13 protein-coding genes are annotated in these 15,636 nt (G+C 40.8%); 10 read left to right on the top strand and 3 right to left on the bottom strand.

Translation table 11 applies throughout. The features are described from left to right. Nucleotides 1-27: 27 nt before the first annotated feature. From FHS18_RS00995 to FHS18_RS00985, 3 genes are read right to left on the bottom strand one after another with little or no spacing between them, the layout of a single operon-like run. Nucleotides 28-975 carry a tyrosine-type recombinase/integrase gene (locus FHS18_RS00995; RefSeq protein ID WP_183596002.1) on the bottom strand — a complete coding sequence of 316 codons (948 nt, stop codon included), beginning with the start codon at nucleotides 973-975 and terminating at the stop codon, nucleotides 28-30. A gap of 5 nt (nucleotides 976-980) precedes the next feature. Beyond that, the gene (locus FHS18_RS00990; protein WP_183596000.1) at nucleotides 981-2,075 is read right to left on the bottom strand and encodes a tyrosine-type recombinase/integrase; all 1,095 of its coding nucleotides are present in this window, start codon (nucleotides 2,073-2,075) and stop codon (nucleotides 981-983) included. After that, entirely contained in the window at nucleotides 2,065-3,087 is a 1,023-nt protein-coding gene (locus tag FHS18_RS00985; RefSeq protein ID WP_183595998.1) for a tyrosine-type recombinase/integrase, read from the bottom strand. The genes FHS18_RS00990 and FHS18_RS00985 overlap by 11 nt, the downstream gene beginning before the upstream one ends. Before the next feature lie 1,081 nt (nucleotides 3,088-4,168). Here FHS18_RS00985 and FHS18_RS00980 point away from each other — a divergent pair. The 10 genes from FHS18_RS00980 to FHS18_RS00935 all read left to right on the top strand — a co-directional run bounded on the left by FHS18_RS00980 (nucleotide 4,169) and on the right by FHS18_RS00935 (nucleotide 15,622). After that, nucleotides 4,169-4,933 carry a hypothetical protein gene (locus FHS18_RS00980; protein WP_183595997.1) on the top strand — a complete coding sequence of 255 codons (765 nt, stop codon included), beginning with the start codon at nucleotides 4,169-4,171 and terminating at the stop codon, nucleotides 4,931-4,933. An 81-nt stretch (nucleotides 4,934-5,014) separates the two neighbouring features. Continuing rightward, nucleotides 5,015-5,152, top strand: a complete 138-nt coding sequence (locus tag FHS18_RS00975; RefSeq protein ID WP_183595995.1) for a hypothetical protein — start codon at nucleotides 5,015-5,017, stop codon at nucleotides 5,150-5,152. Between the two features lie 186 nt (nucleotides 5,153-5,338). Continuing rightward, a complete protein-coding gene (locus tag FHS18_RS00970) occupies nucleotides 5,339-7,003 on the top strand; it encodes a recombinase family protein (RefSeq protein WP_183595993.1) in 1,665 nt (554 codons plus the stop codon). A 142-nt stretch (nucleotides 7,004-7,145) separates the two neighbouring features. Beyond that, the gene (locus tag FHS18_RS00965) at nucleotides 7,146-7,451 is read left to right on the top strand and encodes a hypothetical protein (protein WP_183595991.1); all 306 of its coding nucleotides are present in this window, start codon (nucleotides 7,146-7,148) and stop codon (nucleotides 7,449-7,451) included. Nucleotides 7,452-7,470: 19 nt separating this feature from the next. Next, on the top strand, nucleotides 7,471-7,869 hold the full coding sequence (locus FHS18_RS00960) for a hypothetical protein (protein WP_183595989.1): 399 nt from the start codon (nucleotides 7,471-7,473) through the stop codon (nucleotides 7,867-7,869). A 322-nt stretch (nucleotides 7,870-8,191) separates the two neighbouring features. Continuing rightward, nucleotides 8,192-8,893 (top strand): RNA polymerase sporulation sigma factor SigK, encoded by a 702-nt coding sequence (gene sigK / locus FHS18_RS00955; RefSeq protein WP_183595987.1) that lies wholly within the window; start codon nucleotides 8,192-8,194, stop codon nucleotides 8,891-8,893. Between the two features lie 621 nt (nucleotides 8,894-9,514). Beyond that, nucleotides 9,515-11,785 (top strand): AraC family transcriptional regulator, encoded by a 2,271-nt coding sequence (locus tag FHS18_RS00950; protein WP_183595985.1) that lies wholly within the window; start codon nucleotides 9,515-9,517, stop codon nucleotides 11,783-11,785. A 290-nt stretch (nucleotides 11,786-12,075) separates the two neighbouring features. After that, nucleotides 12,076-12,993, top strand: a complete 918-nt coding sequence (locus FHS18_RS00945; RefSeq protein ID WP_409348529.1) for an ABC transporter permease — start codon at nucleotides 12,076-12,078, stop codon at nucleotides 12,991-12,993. A gap of 14 nt (nucleotides 12,994-13,007) precedes the next feature. After that, nucleotides 13,008-13,907, top strand: coding sequence for a carbohydrate ABC transporter permease (locus tag FHS18_RS00940; protein ID WP_183595981.1), 900 nt, complete (start codon nucleotides 13,008-13,010; stop codon nucleotides 13,905-13,907). 62 nt (nucleotides 13,908-13,969) lie between these two features. Continuing rightward, complete coding sequence (locus FHS18_RS00935; RefSeq protein ID WP_343060345.1) at nucleotides 13,970-15,622, top strand: type 2 periplasmic-binding domain-containing protein; 1,653 nt, start codon at nucleotides 13,970-13,972, stop codon at nucleotides 15,620-15,622. The last annotated feature ends 14 nt before the right edge of the window (nucleotides 15,623-15,636 follow it).

Raw genomic sequence — 15,636 nt, 5'->3', positions numbered from 1 at the left:
CTCCACTTTTTTATTGTCGATTTACTATTAATTTAGCATCTTGTAGATTTCTTCATTTTGTTTGTTTTTTATACCTTGATTTCTTATTGCATTGTTGTGAACATATTCCATAGTAATTTGAAAATCGCTGTGACGAAGAAGTTGTTGAATAACTGTGATATCCGCACCGTTCTCAAACAAATGAGTGGCGAAGGAATGACGGGTAGAATGTATATTTACTTCAGGAATCTTTGCTAATCTAAGGTATTTCTTAAACAGTCGTACTACGCGATCATAATCCATCGGTTTACCTTCTATTACGAACAGAAAATCTTGTGGTGAAAGTGAGGAATACTGACAGTACAATTCAATCGCTTTCCCCATGCCCTTTCGCAGTGTAACAATTTGAGTTTTTTTAGATTTAGTTTGATGTAGCTTAATCGTTTCGGTTTCGAAGTTGAAATGCGATACTCTTAACGCTAAGATTTCATTTATTCTGCAACCCGTGGAGGTTAACAGACAAAACAGTGATAGATCTCGTTCGAGATGTTTACTTTTTTGTACAAGACAGTGAAAAAAACGAAGCACTTCGTGTCGCGTCAATATTCGTGCTGGTCGTTTGAATGGCTTGTAGGCATTTATATCGAAAGAGCATTCAGTTACTGGATTTGGGAAATCATATTTACTTGCACACCAGTTAAAGAAAGTATTTAATGTTGTTTTGGCAAGCAAAAGTTTATTGTAGTTGCAGGGTAAAAGACCCTTCAGATAGACGTCAATCACTTTAGAGTCGATTGGTTTTGTTCTGATTAGGTTTCCAAAAGTATCGTTAATACGGTATACATTAGTAAGTTCGACTTCACCCGGGTTGCAACCAATTCTCGAGGCTAGAAACATCAGAAACTGTTCGAGATGTGAAGACAGAATTCTTCTCCTACTATCACTGACTTTTTTGGTTAAAATGTACTTTCTGATTTCAATTTGAAGTCGTTCCACAACATTCACTCCTCTAAGTTGAAGATATTTAACAGTAGATTTTCGAATGCAAAGGGATACTTTTCAGATATCTCTTTCTGTAGATCAACAGGGAGCATTTGTAGGTATATGTATGTTGTTTTGGGATCAGTGTGGCCCATGACTTGGCAAAGGTATTCAATTTTCATGCCGGCCATTAGACACCTAACAGCGAAGGTATGCCTAAACGAGTGAACAGTATACCTTTCAATAAAACCAAGTTTTTTGCAGATATTTACTACCATTCGCTCAATACTTCTAATGGAGAGATTTTTCTGACGGTCCATACCGTAACCATGAGTAAATAGATATCCAGTATGATTATGATGCAATTCCTGCAGACCAGTTAGGTTTAAATAACGCTTAACACTTCGTACTACCTCAGGATATAATGGTATAGTTCTGTCCTTTTTCCCCTTACTCTTATAAATCCTCAACACGTTGTTCTCTAGGTCAAAATCACATATGCGTATTTTTATGACTTCACTTACGCGGCACCCAGTCCCTATCAAAAAACTAAAGATAGTATGCCATAGGTAGCCATTCCTGCGTTGTTTTGCTTCTGATAAGAAAGCTTTCACTTGAGCATCAGGTAAGTAACGTGGCATTAATCCAACAGTATTGAATTTAAATTTGCTGCGGTGATCTCGCTTTGATAATTCCATGGTGTAGCAGTAACCCAAAAATCGTTTAAGAACTGCAGTGTACGTGTTTTGTGTTCGATCACTTAGAATAGTGTTTTTTTCTTTTCTGCAGTCAAGTAGAAACTCACCAAACATCACTTCATCAAGCGAAGCAATTGTATACTTTTTGTCCAAACCTTCAATGTATGTCTTTAATCTTTTCATTACTCCCTCATATAATTTTTGTGTGTTCGGTGATATCTTTTTGAGTTTTAGTAATTGTTTTTGGTTCGCTAAGAACATGTCGATTGCATCAGATAGAGGCTTATCATCATCTGTTAATGTCACAGTTTTCATGGGATTTTGATTGTTGAGGAAAGCTAGAAAAGAGCTATATTCGATCCCAAGTTCAGCACACATCCCTTTGTAATCATAAGAAGAGGTGGAATCAAAGTTCATTATTATCAATCCCTTTCATTGGATTATGAGGCAAAGAATGTTCGAGAAGCATTTCAATATCTCGATAGAAATAATGTAACGTTGAAACAAGGTGCTTATGGCCAGCTGCATGAGCTACGGCTTCGATATCGTTACGATTGTTCAATTGATTTGTAATACATGTATGTCTTAATGACTTTGCAGAAAAACGCAATTCTCCAAAGGCTTTCTGCACATATCTTCGTACAATCTTAACTACAGCGCCTGAATGTATCGGTTCTTCCCAGTCAAGTAAGAATAGCGATCTTCCTGGAAGTTGCTTTCTAATTTCTACATATCTTTTCACATGTTTACATACAAAAGGGTGGATCTTTAGTTTCCGTTGACCGGATTTACGACTATTTAGAATTATTGTTGATTCTGCTGCATTAAAGTCGATTAGCTCTAAATTTGCGATTTCAATTGGCCTACATCCTGTATCATTTAGTAGTAAACATATCGCTAAGTCTCGGATAGCACGCCTTCCATTACTCCGACAAATAGCTTCAAAAAAAGCTAGACGATCTTGGTTATGGACATATTCATTATCACGTTCAACTTTCGACCCTTTAAAACGTTCAGGAACTTTGTAGTCTATGTGGGTAATATCTAAATGGCATAGAAAACGAAGAAAGTGAGATAAATATTGAAGTTTAGTGTAGGCTGTGGTTAGCTTAATTTCTTTATTTTCAACCCTTTTTGCTAAGTGCATCTCGAACATATTTATATGCTCTGAACTCATATTTTGAATTTGAAAATTTATCTCCTGCTTGTGCATATAGCGCAAAAAGTAACCAATATTACCATGGTGCTCTCTTACACATGCAGCATTTCTATCATTAAGTTCTTTCACATACCACTGTAGGTATATGTTTTTTGCCACACAATCATCGTCTTTAATTTTTATCTTTCTTTTTTTATAAGGTTTAATTGGTCGGTCGTTGTTTGATGAGATAATTACTTTCTCAACTTCAAATGCTTGTAGTACTTCCAAGTGATCACCTCGTTTTTAAATCTACCAATATTATTTCCTCTTGATAGGCAATTAATCGCAGTGCTATAATTTAAGGAATCTGTTTTAATTAATTTTCTCTGCAATTAATTCTTACCACGAATTTATTAGCAGTGAAGGGGAAAGTGGTTTTGACCGCTATTTTGTAAAAAAAATTGGTTTGATGTTTATTAGTCATGCCAATTTAATCACTGGAGGAAAGGTCTTGTCATAGGCAAGGTCTTTTTTTTATGCAAAAGGAAGCTTGATTAAATTTTATGGACATTTATTTGGTAAATTATGGGCGGAAGTGTCGCTTAATTTTTCTTAAGCGACACTTCCGCCCATAACGCCAAGTCAATTGGAGAAAATTGGGCTATGACGTAAGAATTTTTTTGCTAAGCCTTGTTCTGGATCGAACAGGGCTCTTTTTTGTGCTTATTTCTTATACATAGCCAATTACAAAGCTTCAGCCGATCCTCGTAAGGCTTACTTTGCTAAAAACAGGCGAAAGGTGTAGATGGATGTTACTCCATAGGCTATATGGTGTGGATAAACTGAATACCTTTGCGACGATGTAGGACATATTCGTAAAGAAGTTGCTGTATCACTTATGTCATCATAATAAGAGAAGCAGCGATTGCTTATTGGTACCGGGTTGTTAAATGAAAAGAAAATTATGAAACCAACAATTTGCTCTAATTGATCAGAAAGGAGGTGTGGACATATGACAAAACTTGTTAGTATAAATGCTCATTTTAATCATGAAATAGTAATCAATATCTCATTTTCATGTCATATGAAGAACAAACCACATCCTACTTATGAGCGGGATTGTACTATGGTGTGAATAACTTGTTTAATCTTGTTGATTATGTTATCTTCAACAGTTTGAACATCTGTTTAAGTGACAATGCGCTTATATTCAAAAGAATACAAGAAAAGGATGAGTTCCAGTGTGCATCGCCGCATCACCCTCTAAGTCTGTTTAATGACAAGGTGATAATGCTTAGGTTATGTATTCATTTGGATAAAAGTAACAGATTATTAAGGAGTAGGGCTAAAATAATCTTGGTGATAAGATATGGAATTTGATCCAAGATTAAATAAACCTGATTATGAAATCAAAAGGGCATATGAACAGGCGCTAGATGTTATTAATAGAGTTAAAAATGCTGAAAAAGAATATATGAGAAATATGGATAACTCTAAGTGGGTAACCAACCTAGAACTGAGAAAACGACCAGAGCATTATGCCCTTTTCTTAAAGCGTCTGAGTTTAGAGTCGCGGAGTCTTTTTTTATTTCTTTCAACTCAATTGCCCTATCGGGCTCTTGCTGAAGCAATAGAATTAGATAAAAATCGCCTCCAGAAATATCGCCAGAAGAAATATGTAAATAATCCCACTGAACTAATTGCTAGATTAGCTGTTTATTATCGTACTACACCTCAATTGCTGGAAAATGAAGAGGTAGATGATTCGTTGGAAAATCATCAATTTTATAACTCAGGTTATCCCAAAATAAATGGTGTCATTGAATTAATATCTGTTATTGAAAATGACTCGAGAAATGATTATTGGGTTCGTGGGCAAGTATTGAAAATTGGTATGTATGAACCTTTATTCTTACGAATTGAGTATCAGAAGGGAAATTATCTATTTGAATTTGCTAATGAAAAAGGCAACCTTGCTGCATTCCAAGAAATTCTGATTGCTCTAAAAGAGCGATATGAGTGTTATTTGGGGTTTTTGAATAATGTTTTCCCTTCTAAGAAAAATGTAGCAATTGTGTGCAAGAGGAATGAAAGTACCTTCGTGTTTCATTCTAACTTCATCAAATTAGCCTAAAATATCCATTTGAATACAATTGTGAATGTAAGTGCGTTAGTGGAAAACCTCCTGATATCGAGATATCAGGAGGTTTTTTTATTGTCAGATATAGGCGCTGCTGCTAGTAGAAAGCGAGCACTAGAGCTAATTGAATTATGGATGAAGGAAGAGGAGGTACGGATGGATCATGAAGAGAAACTTGAGCAAGGAGGAACTACAGTCGAAGATAAAGAGTAATGGTATGTCCACTAAGAATGATGCTACTGATGCAAAGAAAAAGGTCATTGAGTTTATTATTAGAAAGCTTCTTTCGAAACCGACTGAGTAAAGTCGGTTTATTTTAATAATATTGGGAAATAACGTATACGAACAAATGTTCTGTAGTTGTTTAATCCATTTCCGTGTTTATGTATGGAGGTCAAATTGAAGAACATTGCAATTTATGCCAGAGTTTCAACTGGTCTGCAAGTTAGTGAGGGAGGCAGCCTCGATGTACAGATACAGCTTTGTGAGAAGAAAATCGAAGAGCTAGGACTTAGTTCATCTGGAACACCTTTGGTATATCGAGAGGAAGGTGTTAGTGGTGAGGATATTGATCGGCCAATTTTGGATCGACTACGAAGCGAAGTAGCCTCTGGAAACATTTCGCATGTAATCGTAACCCATCCAGATCGCCTAACACGTGACCTGACGGACAAGCTATTAATTTGCCGTGAGTTTGAGGTGCACAATGTTAAACTGGTATTTGTCGATACGGATTATCAGACAACACCTGAAGGACTTCTGTTTTTCAACTTAATGAGCGTTATTGCCCAGTATGAGTTGTCTCTAATAAAGAAACGTACGGTCCGAGGAAGGCTTCGAGCCGTGGAGAAAGAGAAAAAGGTCATGCCAATGCGGGTTGCTCCCTTTGGTTACGATAAAGTTGCTCAAACGCTTGTTGTTAATGAAGAAGAAGCCGATGTTGTTCGGAAAATATACGAATGGTATATCCATGATCGGCTTACATATCGCCAGATTGGTGATCGTTTATACGAGATGGGAGTTATGCCTAAGCGAGGTGAAAGCAAAAACTGGGGAGCGAGCTCCATACTGAGAATACTTAAATCTGAAATATATCTCGGGAAGTACTTTTATAATCGACGACGATATAAGAAGGTCAAGGGGGTAAAGACAAAGGGCGGAAATCCAAAAAAGATCTATGATATACGTAACGAGGATGAATGGCTTATGGTTCCTATACCGCAAATTATAGACGAGAGTGTGTTTGAATTAGCACAAAAGCAGCGAAAAAACAACTACACACGGGCTGGGAATGTCAAATACGAATACCTTCTCAAGTCAATATTGAAATGTGCACTTTGTGGTCGTAAATGGCTTGCAACCACGTACACCGGACGAAATGGTAAGTATACGTGCTATCGTTGTCCCAACCATACCCCAAAGCGATACGGAGTAGGCGTTCAGCGTTGTCCAGCCAAAACCATTCGTGGCGACCTGTTGGATGGTTACCTGTGGGATCTCGTTATGGAATTCCTGTCAAATCCTGCAGACTATACTGAACAACTTCAGGCCACCTCGGAATTGGTATATGAGGAGTTAAACAATGCAGTTGCTATTGTCGAAAGAGACATTCATGAGAAGGAGGCTGAGATCGAGCGAGTAAAGACATTATTTCGACATGGTATTATTAACGAAGAGGAAATGCTTGCGGAGTTTCAAAGCCTCAGAAAAACCTTGGATAGCTTAAACGAAAATCTAAACATGTATAGCAGCCAGTTAAAAGCCTCTCGACAACAGCAAGTAACCAACAACTCTATCTTAGAAATCACCGAGAAGGTTACGGAATTTATTGAGCAAGGTGGTCAACAACTGGCTATAAATGATAAACGCTTTGTAATTGATACATTAATTGATGAGATATTGGTTAGATACGTTGACGATCATGTGGTTCTGACTGTGATAGGACATCTGGGGGCATTACAGAGCGATTCTGAGCAGACCGGTGTTATTCTTCAGAGGAGCTTTATGTTACTACATAAGGGCTATAAAAACACGAAGATTATAGTGCCAATTGAAGAGAAATGAAGGTGAGGGTTGTTGCTAACAGCATTACTTAAAACCAAAAACTATAGAGTGAAACCGACTGGATAGGTTCAGTCGGTTTATTTTTTTGCTAAATGGTAATGATAACTGTATGCGAACAAATGTTCCTATGTGGGTGGTGAGTTTGAGTTTGCCTTTAGTAATGAAGAAAGCCCTCATAACTACAACTGGTATCGTGGTTGATGAGGAAATCTTTACGTGTCCACTAGCGATTAAGAAACAATGGTTTCAGAAAGTGCTTGAAACAGGCCCAATCGAAGTTGATTTCTGCATGGATCCAGACAATCGAAATGAGGGGTATTTACTTCTAAGCGTTGGTTATGAATGGTGTCAACGTGTAGAGCATCAAAGATTCGGCGAAGAACAAATGACAGCTTATTTCGAACAATTAGAGAAAATGAAGAGGGCTTACTTACAAAGGAAGAAGTAGCCCAGTGGAGGACAGCTTCATGGATGAGTTAATAAATGAAGTGGACCATAACATTGAAGTGCTTGAATTGACTATTGAACGAAACAAGAAGGCCCCGGAGATACCTCATATTCCGGAGGAGACGCGTTTCATGAATCTGGCCAAGTTATGTATTGCTCTTGAAAAATGGAAAGCAGTGCGAGGCCTACTTGAAAAGTACAGAGATACTCGCTGCAGGCCAATTGAAAAGAAAAGCAGCCTCTTTGAGAATATGATAAGCGTCGAATTAAAAGGTGTTCCTGGTTTTGTTACGCCTAGAACAAGGAGTTCAATGATTGAATACATGAGGCATCTGGAATGGCAAATAGATCAACTTAGCGGCATCTGGAGAACACAAGAAATGGAGACAATGTATGAGTCAGTGGATAAATCAAATTAGACAAGCCTGCATAGATGAAATTGATCAAGTGTTAACGAGAGAAGTAATAAATGATTACGATAAAGGGAGAATTAATGGACTAAGGTTCGCATTGGGTCAATTAAGTACCTATGAGTCATCGGAGGGATTTAAGATGTGGTGTAGAGATTCAGATTAACCTCTAATACAGGAGGTTGAAACAACGGCTAAAATTAAAATGCTTATCACTTCAGTACAGGCACGGATAGGCCACCGCCCACATACACTATAGAACAGTCCTCAGGGAAAGCGCGGGACATCTCGCATTACTCGCGCCAAATCAGCATGGAGGTGGCCCTAACAAATGCCTGGATTATTCGCGGCGATTGCTTTGTTTATTAAGCAGCTGACAATGCTCGTGTCCTATGTGAAGAACAACGCTTTTCCTCAGCCGCTGCATGAAGAAGAAGAACTTAAGCACCTGCAGCTCATGGCCGAAGGGAATCAGCATTCTCGAAATCTACTTATAGAACATAACCTTCGTTTAGTAGCCCATATTGTCAAAAAATTCGATAACACGGGAGAGGATCTGGAGGACCTTATCAGCATAGGCACGATCGGCCTGATCAAAGCGATCGAGAGCTTCCAGCAGGGCAAAGGCACGAAACTCGCGACCTTCGCCGCCCGTTGTATTGAGAACGAGATACTTATGCATTTGCGGAGTTTGAAGAAGACGAAGAAGGACGTTTCCTTGCACGATCCGATCGGAACGGACAAAGAGGGCAATGAAATCACGCTGATTGACATTCTCGGTTCCGAAGCCGATGATGTGGTGGATAAAGTGCAGCTGAAGATCGAGAAGAGCAAGATTTATAAGAATCTTGATATCCTGGATGATCGGGAGAAGGAAGTTGTCGTCGGGAGATTCGGGCTAGAGCACGGTGGGGAAGAGCGGACGCAGCGGGAGATTGCGAAGGAGCTTGGGATTAGTCGCTCCTACGTGTCGCGGATCGAGAAGAGGGCGCTCATGAAGTTGTATCATGAGTTTTATAAGCAGAAGAAGTAAAAAACGGACTGCTCTTGAATGGTCCCCTCATGGTAGACAGGTGAAATAATTAAAACCTGTTTACTGTAAGGGGAGCTTTTTTATGCCGAGAGTAAAAGAAATATAGTGCGCTCGAAAAAATGTGATTCTCGAAGAGGTTCCGATCGGGGAATTGAGTTCTCTAGCCGTAGCGCAGGCAGGCAGCCGTGACGATTATTTACTGGTCTTACCGCAGCGACTTACGAATAGCGTATGAACGATGCAGGTTTGACAGAAAGCAAGATCGTGAAAGTGACTGTGCAGAAACGCAAGAATATACGAAATAGGGTTGGACAACTCGGTAAATATATTTAATAGGGTCTATTTCAAAAAGCAGCCAATGGCTAGCTTTTGGGATAGGCCCTATTAAATATATTAAAGCAGTCTGCTTACTTTTAGATGTATCAAGGACTGAAAAGTATGCTGTTAAAAGGAAATTGGATGATAAATATATTACTAAAAGACATGGAAGTGATACTAACTTGCATTTCGATTTAATGTGGTTTCCTTATAATTAATAATACTGTATTCGTAATACACGGAAGTAATTGCTCGAAACGACCACATTACTGTAAGCGCTTTATAATGAAAGGTGGGAATCAAATGAAGCGAATACCTATGTTGCTTCAGCTAGTGTTGATTTTATTCTGCGTCATGTCCATCCCCACGGCAATTCTGACATGGTATAGCGGTACGCAGATTCTGCATAATTCGGAGAACGCTATCGCAAAATCGGCACTTGCAGAACTGGATGCGAACCGTAAACTGAATGAGCAAGCACTCAACAACTTAACACAGGATACAGTGCGCTTTAACCTCACGAACATTTTTGATCGTATTCGGAGCTTCCAGAAATACGAAGTTTTGAACCAAAATTATTATTATGTGAGCAGTGCGCAAACTGTGTTAAAAGAGTTGCTAAACTTGATTCACGGTGTGGAAGGCGTACATTCCTCATACTTTTTGCTGGAAGGGGCAGATTATGTCGTCTCTACGGACAAGGGAATTATAACATTAGATCGGTATGAGCCGACGGACTGGATACAGGAGGCTCTCATAGGGCGAAAAGGGATCAAGGGTGTATGGTACCCGCGTAAGCTGAGCTCTGGGGTGAATGTTGTCTCCTACGTGCTGCCGTTATCCCGCCTATCGACTACTACACGTGGAACAATAGTAGTCAATTTGCTTGAAAGCCAGATTGAGAGTCACCTGAATTCACCTAAACCAGCTAAGAATGGCTACTTGCTAATGGATTCGGATAGCACCATTATTTCACATAATAATAAAAGCCTACTTCTTACTCAAGGCAGCGAACAGCCTTTTATTCAAGAAATATTGAAAAGTGGAAATAAAGAGGGCTATGCATTCCATGAACTTGAAGGGGAGCACTTGCTGTATACGTGGTCTCGCTCGGATTTTTACGGATGGTGGAATGTAAGTCTTTACTCGGTAGACGATTTGATGATTCAAACACGCAATTTGCAACGCAGTATCATTTTTATAACTGCCATCATTATAATGGCAGGAACCTTGTTGACCTTCTTCCTCGCCACTTGGTTGTCTAAGCCGGTGCGAGACCTGGTTAGAACCATCCAGACCAAAAATAATTGGGGAAATTATGATAAGAGGAATGAACTGGCTTTTCTGGATACAGCGTTTAAACGAATGCAAGAGGAGGAGGAAAGCCTTTATAAGCTGCTGCAAGAACGTGAGCAAGATATCCGCAGTTTGGCGGTACGTAAATTGCTTCAAGGTGAAGTAAGCAATCAGGTCGCCGAAATGTTCCCGGAACCATTCTACTTAGTGGCTGTAATTTCCATAGACCAATACACGCGGTATGTAAATAAGAACAGTCAGGAAGCCCGGAACTACCACCGATATCTGTTGATCAACGAATGTGAAGCGCTATTTATGGAAAAGGTTCATGCAAGATGTGTTTATCAAGGGGGAGGCAGCTTCGTTATTGTGATTAATTACGGGCAAGAGGAGCTCGACAGCAAACTAAATGATATTCATGGAGGACTTCATGTAATACGGGACAGAGCAATGCAATTGCTCGGGCATACCGTAACGATCGGCGTAAGCAGCCAGACAGAGAATAGCTCCGAAGTATCGGGCCGCATAGAGGAAGCCAATGAAGTCATTAAGTTCCGAATGATTGAAGGAAGCGGCAGCATAACCTTTTGGAAAGAGGAAACAGAGCGAAGTAAAAAATATATTTACCCTGCCAACAGCGAGAGACGAATTATTAATTTTCTGGAGACCGGCAGCCTCGACAGTATTGTAGAAGAGTTAGCAATCATCCGGGATGAAATTCTGGGGGTTGAGTACATCTCTTACGATAACATTATGTTTATCTATAACCAATTGGTTGGCGTCACTATAAAGCACCTTAGAGAGAATAACATCAATACGGCTCGTATCTTTGCGGGAAGAGGGAATATCTACTCCATAATCGCCTCCATCGACACGCTTGATGAGCTTGAGGAATATTTGCTCGGATTCTTCGGTGAGATTATTCAGTACCTGACACGTAGCAACAGCGAAGTAAATTACGGCGAGAAGATTATTAAATATCTGGAGAGTCATTTCTGTGAGGAAATAGTGTTTGAGGATATGGCTAAAGAGATTGGCATCAGCTACTCTTATATGCGCAGGATTGTGTACGAATCAACAGGGAAGAGCTTGATCGATTACATCAATTATCTGCGGATCGAGAAAGCGAAAAAGCTGCTGCTGGAATCTAATCAGACAATAACGCAGATTGCTTCAGAGATCGGATACTTAAATGTTCGGAGTCTCAACCGGTTCTTCCTCAAGTATGAAGGTGTGTCCCCTAGCTGTTATAAGAACTCCAAGCTTGCGACATCGTAACCTATGGATGCAACAGTCTTGTTAAATGCCTCAAGCGTTAGCGCTACTTTTGCTTATATCTACAACAATTGATTAATTAGTACGCATTTTTCGTTGAAATGACTGAGATTAATCAAAAGTGTCTACCTTAATCAATACTCGCGATTTACCAAGATTCGTTTCGACTGCTATGATGCAAACATATCACGCCGAAGCAGGAACCACAAACCGGCGAGAAAATAATCATGCATGGGGGTGAGAATATGAAAATTGAAAACGCTTCATCAAAGAACAGAACGGTACAAAAGCATATGAGAGCAGACCGTGACGGGTTGAAATATTCCATCAGACGAGATTGGCAGCTTTATCTGCTGCTTCTGCTTCCGCTGGCTTTTGTGCTGGTGTTCAAGTATGCGCCGATGTCCGGGCTGCTGCTTGCTTTCAAGGACTACAAGATAGCAAGAGGATTCTGGGGTAGTGAATGGGTTGGCTTTGAGGTCTTTAATGAAATATTCAATAAGCCAGACTTTATCCGTGCTTTACGGAATACGTTGCTGCTTAATACCCTTGACCTTTTATTTAGCTTCACGATGCCGATTGTGCTTGCGCTGCTGCTTAACGAAATCAAAAATGTATTTTTCAAGCGTATCAATCAGACGCTGCTGTATCTGCCACATTTCTTGTCCTGGATCATTATTGGAGCCCTTGCCTACCAGTTACTTAGTGAAGGCAATGGACTTGTTAATAATGTTATTGAACAATTAGGCTTCAATAGAGTTCCATTCCTGCAGGAGGATTCCAACTGGCTGATCAGTTACTTGGCTATTGGGGTCTGGCAGAGCATGGGATGGGGAACTATCATTTACTTGGCTGCTATCAGTGGTATTAACCCGGAACTGTACGAAGCGGCTACTGTAGATGGTGCCGGCCGAGGACGGAAAATGTGGAATATCACTTTACCATCGATCCGAGTTACTATCGTGACCTTGCTGATTCTGAATTTGGGCAAGGTGATGGAGGGCTCGTTTGAACGAGTGTACGCGCTGCAGAACAAGGTTACGACCGAGTTTACTACCACCATACCGGTACTTGTCTACCGCTGGGGGATCGAGAACGGGGATTTCAGCCGCGCGACTGCGTTGGGCTTATTCCAGGGGGCTATCGCTGTCGTGTTGGTACTGGCGGCTGACCGAATTGCCAAGAAGCTCGGCGAAGACGGATTATTATAGAAAGGAGGAGAAGCATGAAAGCAGCAAGTGATACGGTTACCGTGCATCGCCGAAAACGTGTAGACATCTGGGATGTGCTTATCCCGTTCTCACTGATCGTCGCTTCGTTAGTATGTCTGCTGCCGTTCCTTCATGTCATTTCAAAATCTTTTAGCACAGACGCCTATGTCATCGCTAACAAGGTCTATCTATGGCCAAAGGGTTTCACTCTAGGTGCTTACGAGAAAATTTTTGCTGATGCCAGCATCTTGCGATCCTTGTATGTGTCGATTGTTGTGACGGTTTCGTTCACTATCCTGGGTATGATTATCACAGTTTTTGCTGCATACCCGCTGTCTCGTACTCGGCTCTGGGGACGGACTCTGTTTACCTTTATCTTCATGTTACCTTTATTTTTTCAAGGCGGAATCATTCCCGATTACCTGCTAGTGAATAATTTAGGAATGCTGGATACGATATGGTCACTCATTCTGCCGCTTTCCTTTAGCGCTTACAATTTGTTAATTATGAAGAGTGCAATCTCTAGCGGCATACCGACAAGCCTGGAAGAATCGGCACGAATCGATGGCGCAGGACACTTTCGAATTTTATTTAGTATTGTCCTTCCGCTATCCAAACCGATACTAGCGACAATAGCTCTCTTTTATGCGGTTGGACGCTGGAATGCCTATCAGGACGCCTTGTTTTATATCAAACAAAACGTAGATCTACGGCCATTGCAATTGAAATTGTATTACCTGATCATTCAGTCGACAGAGAGCTTCCAGCTTGAAGGCAGCCAAGTGTCACTGAGTAACCCCGAGGTGCTAAAGGCATCATGTATTGTTTTCGCGACTATGCCGATTCTGTGTGTCTATCCTTTTATCCAGAAATATTTCGTTCAAGGAACCATGCTAGGAGCTGTTAAGGAATAGCTCCGGACCGTATTGAACTTGCCTTATTTTGAAGTGAAAATTCACTTATGGGGGAAATGAAGATGATGAGGAAAAAGAGAACTTCATCGATCGTGATGGCTTTAATAATGGCGGGAAGTGTTCTAGCAGGCTGTTCGAATAGTAACAACAGTACAAACAATACTTCCAGCAACACACCTAAAGAGTCGACTCCAGCTGCGGGCGCTAGCGCGGAGGGAGGTTATGCCGACTATTCGAAAGGCTTCCCCGAGAAGGTTAATTTGGAGATTCCGGTCTATGAACGTGCCTATGAAGGTTGGAGCGTAACGGATAACTACTATACCCGGTGGATTCAGAAGGAATTCGGGGACAAGTACAACGTTAATGTCAAATTCGTTCCGATCACTCGCAGCAAAGAAGTAACCGATTTCGAACAATTGCTGGCTTCGGGAAAAGCCCCTGACATCATCTTCCATTATGATATGCCTCAAGCACTGGCCTATTATGGCGAAGATGTGTTGCAGCCTCTGGACTTGAATGAAATTTCAAATTATGCTCCGACCTATTGGAACAATATGTCTAAAGTAATCGAGAAGTACGGTGTCATTGACGGGAAGAATGCATTCTTCTTTGCTGCACGCCCGGAAGCGGATAACTATTCGACTCTGATTCGTAAAGATTGGGTGGAGAAAGTTGGTATGAAGGTGGAGGATCTTACCTCCTTAGAGAAATATAATGAAATGCTGATTAAGTGGAAGGCAGCCGGACTTGGTGTTGGTGGAGAGAAATTGAGAATGAACACCTATATCTTTAACTATCCTTTCCGCGACTGGCCGGTAGACGAGAAAGAACGCGCTCTTTATTCTGATCTTGGCGTTGCCGATCTGACCACGAAGGCTACTGAGGACTACCTGCGTAATCTAAACTACCAATTCAATAATGGTTTGATAGACAAAGAATTCTATTTGCGCGACGACGACGCTAAGGCCAAGGCAGAGTTTGCAGCAGGTAAGACGGGGACCTTTGAATCCTATCTTACGAATAATACCGACGTACTCACCGCTACACTGGCGAACAATCCGGATGCGGAATTCGCAATTCTGCCAGCAGAAGCTTTGGTGCCGGAAGGTAACAAACCGCAAAGCCGAGCCTATTGGCCGTTCGGCTTTATTATGGGCATCAATTACGAAACGACAGACATGGAACGTGCCGCAGTCTGGATGTATCTGGAATGGATGAGCCAGCCGGAGAACCTATTCTTCCTGCAGAACGGTGTAGAAGGTCAAAACTACACCTTAAATGCCGATGGTCTTGCTGTTAAAAATGCGGATTTCGCAGGAGAATCCGTACTGTCCAAAAACAATAATAAAGACTATTGGGCTCTTGTTACTGAAGTTGCACAGTATTCTACTCCAGAATTAACCCGGAAGTCATATCTTGCTAACTGGTCGCCTGCGGGCTATGAGTCCCTTGGGACGGAACTTATGGCTAACTATGATCGGGTAGCGGAATACCGCACACCAGACGCTCTGTTCAGTGTTGTGCTCGAAACGGTTGGTGAGTATAAAGCTGATCTTAATGTACTTTTCCAGGAACTGTATGTGAAATGCGTTGTCGCTTCTGAGAGTGATTTTGACGCGACGTATGAGAAAGCCAAGCAAGAATATCTTAAAGCAGGTTACCAAGAGATACTAGACGAGAAACAAGCGGCAATTGACGCTGGTAACATCAAGTAAAATACGATATGGTC

It is taken from the genome of Paenibacillus phyllosphaerae, assembly GCF_014192105.1.
Lineage (GTDB): Bacteria > Bacillota > Bacilli > Paenibacillales > Paenibacillaceae > Paenibacillus_Z > Paenibacillus_Z phyllosphaerae.
Note: the sequence above shows the minus strand (reverse complement) of the source record. Positions and strands in the feature narration are given on the sequence as shown.

Coding starts and splice junctions, on each gene's coding strand:
- FHS18_RS00950 (WP_183595985.1), top strand. CDS start 9,515: ATGAAGCGAATACCTATGTTGCTTCAGCTAGTGTTGATTTTATTCTGC.
- sigK (WP_183595987.1), top strand. CDS start 8,192: ATGCCTGGATTATTCGCGGCGATTGCTTTGTTTATTAAGCAGCTGACA.
- FHS18_RS00960 (WP_183595989.1), top strand. CDS start 7,471: ATGGATGAGTTAATAAATGAAGTGGACCATAACATTGAAGTGCTTGAA.
- FHS18_RS00990 (WP_183596000.1), bottom strand. CDS start 2,075: ATGAACTTTGATTCCACCTCTTCTTATGATTACAAAGGGATGTGTGCT.
- FHS18_RS00940 (WP_183595981.1), top strand. CDS start 13,008: ATGAAAGCAGCAAGTGATACGGTTACCGTGCATCGCCGAAAACGTGTA.
- FHS18_RS00935 (WP_343060345.1), top strand. CDS start 13,970: ATGATGAGGAAAAAGAGAACTTCATCGATCGTGATGGCTTTAATAATG.
- FHS18_RS00980 (WP_183595997.1), top strand. CDS start 4,169: ATGGAATTTGATCCAAGATTAAATAAACCTGATTATGAAATCAAAAGG.
- FHS18_RS00945 (WP_409348529.1), top strand. CDS start 12,076: ATGAGAGCAGACCGTGACGGGTTGAAATATTCCATCAGACGAGATTGG.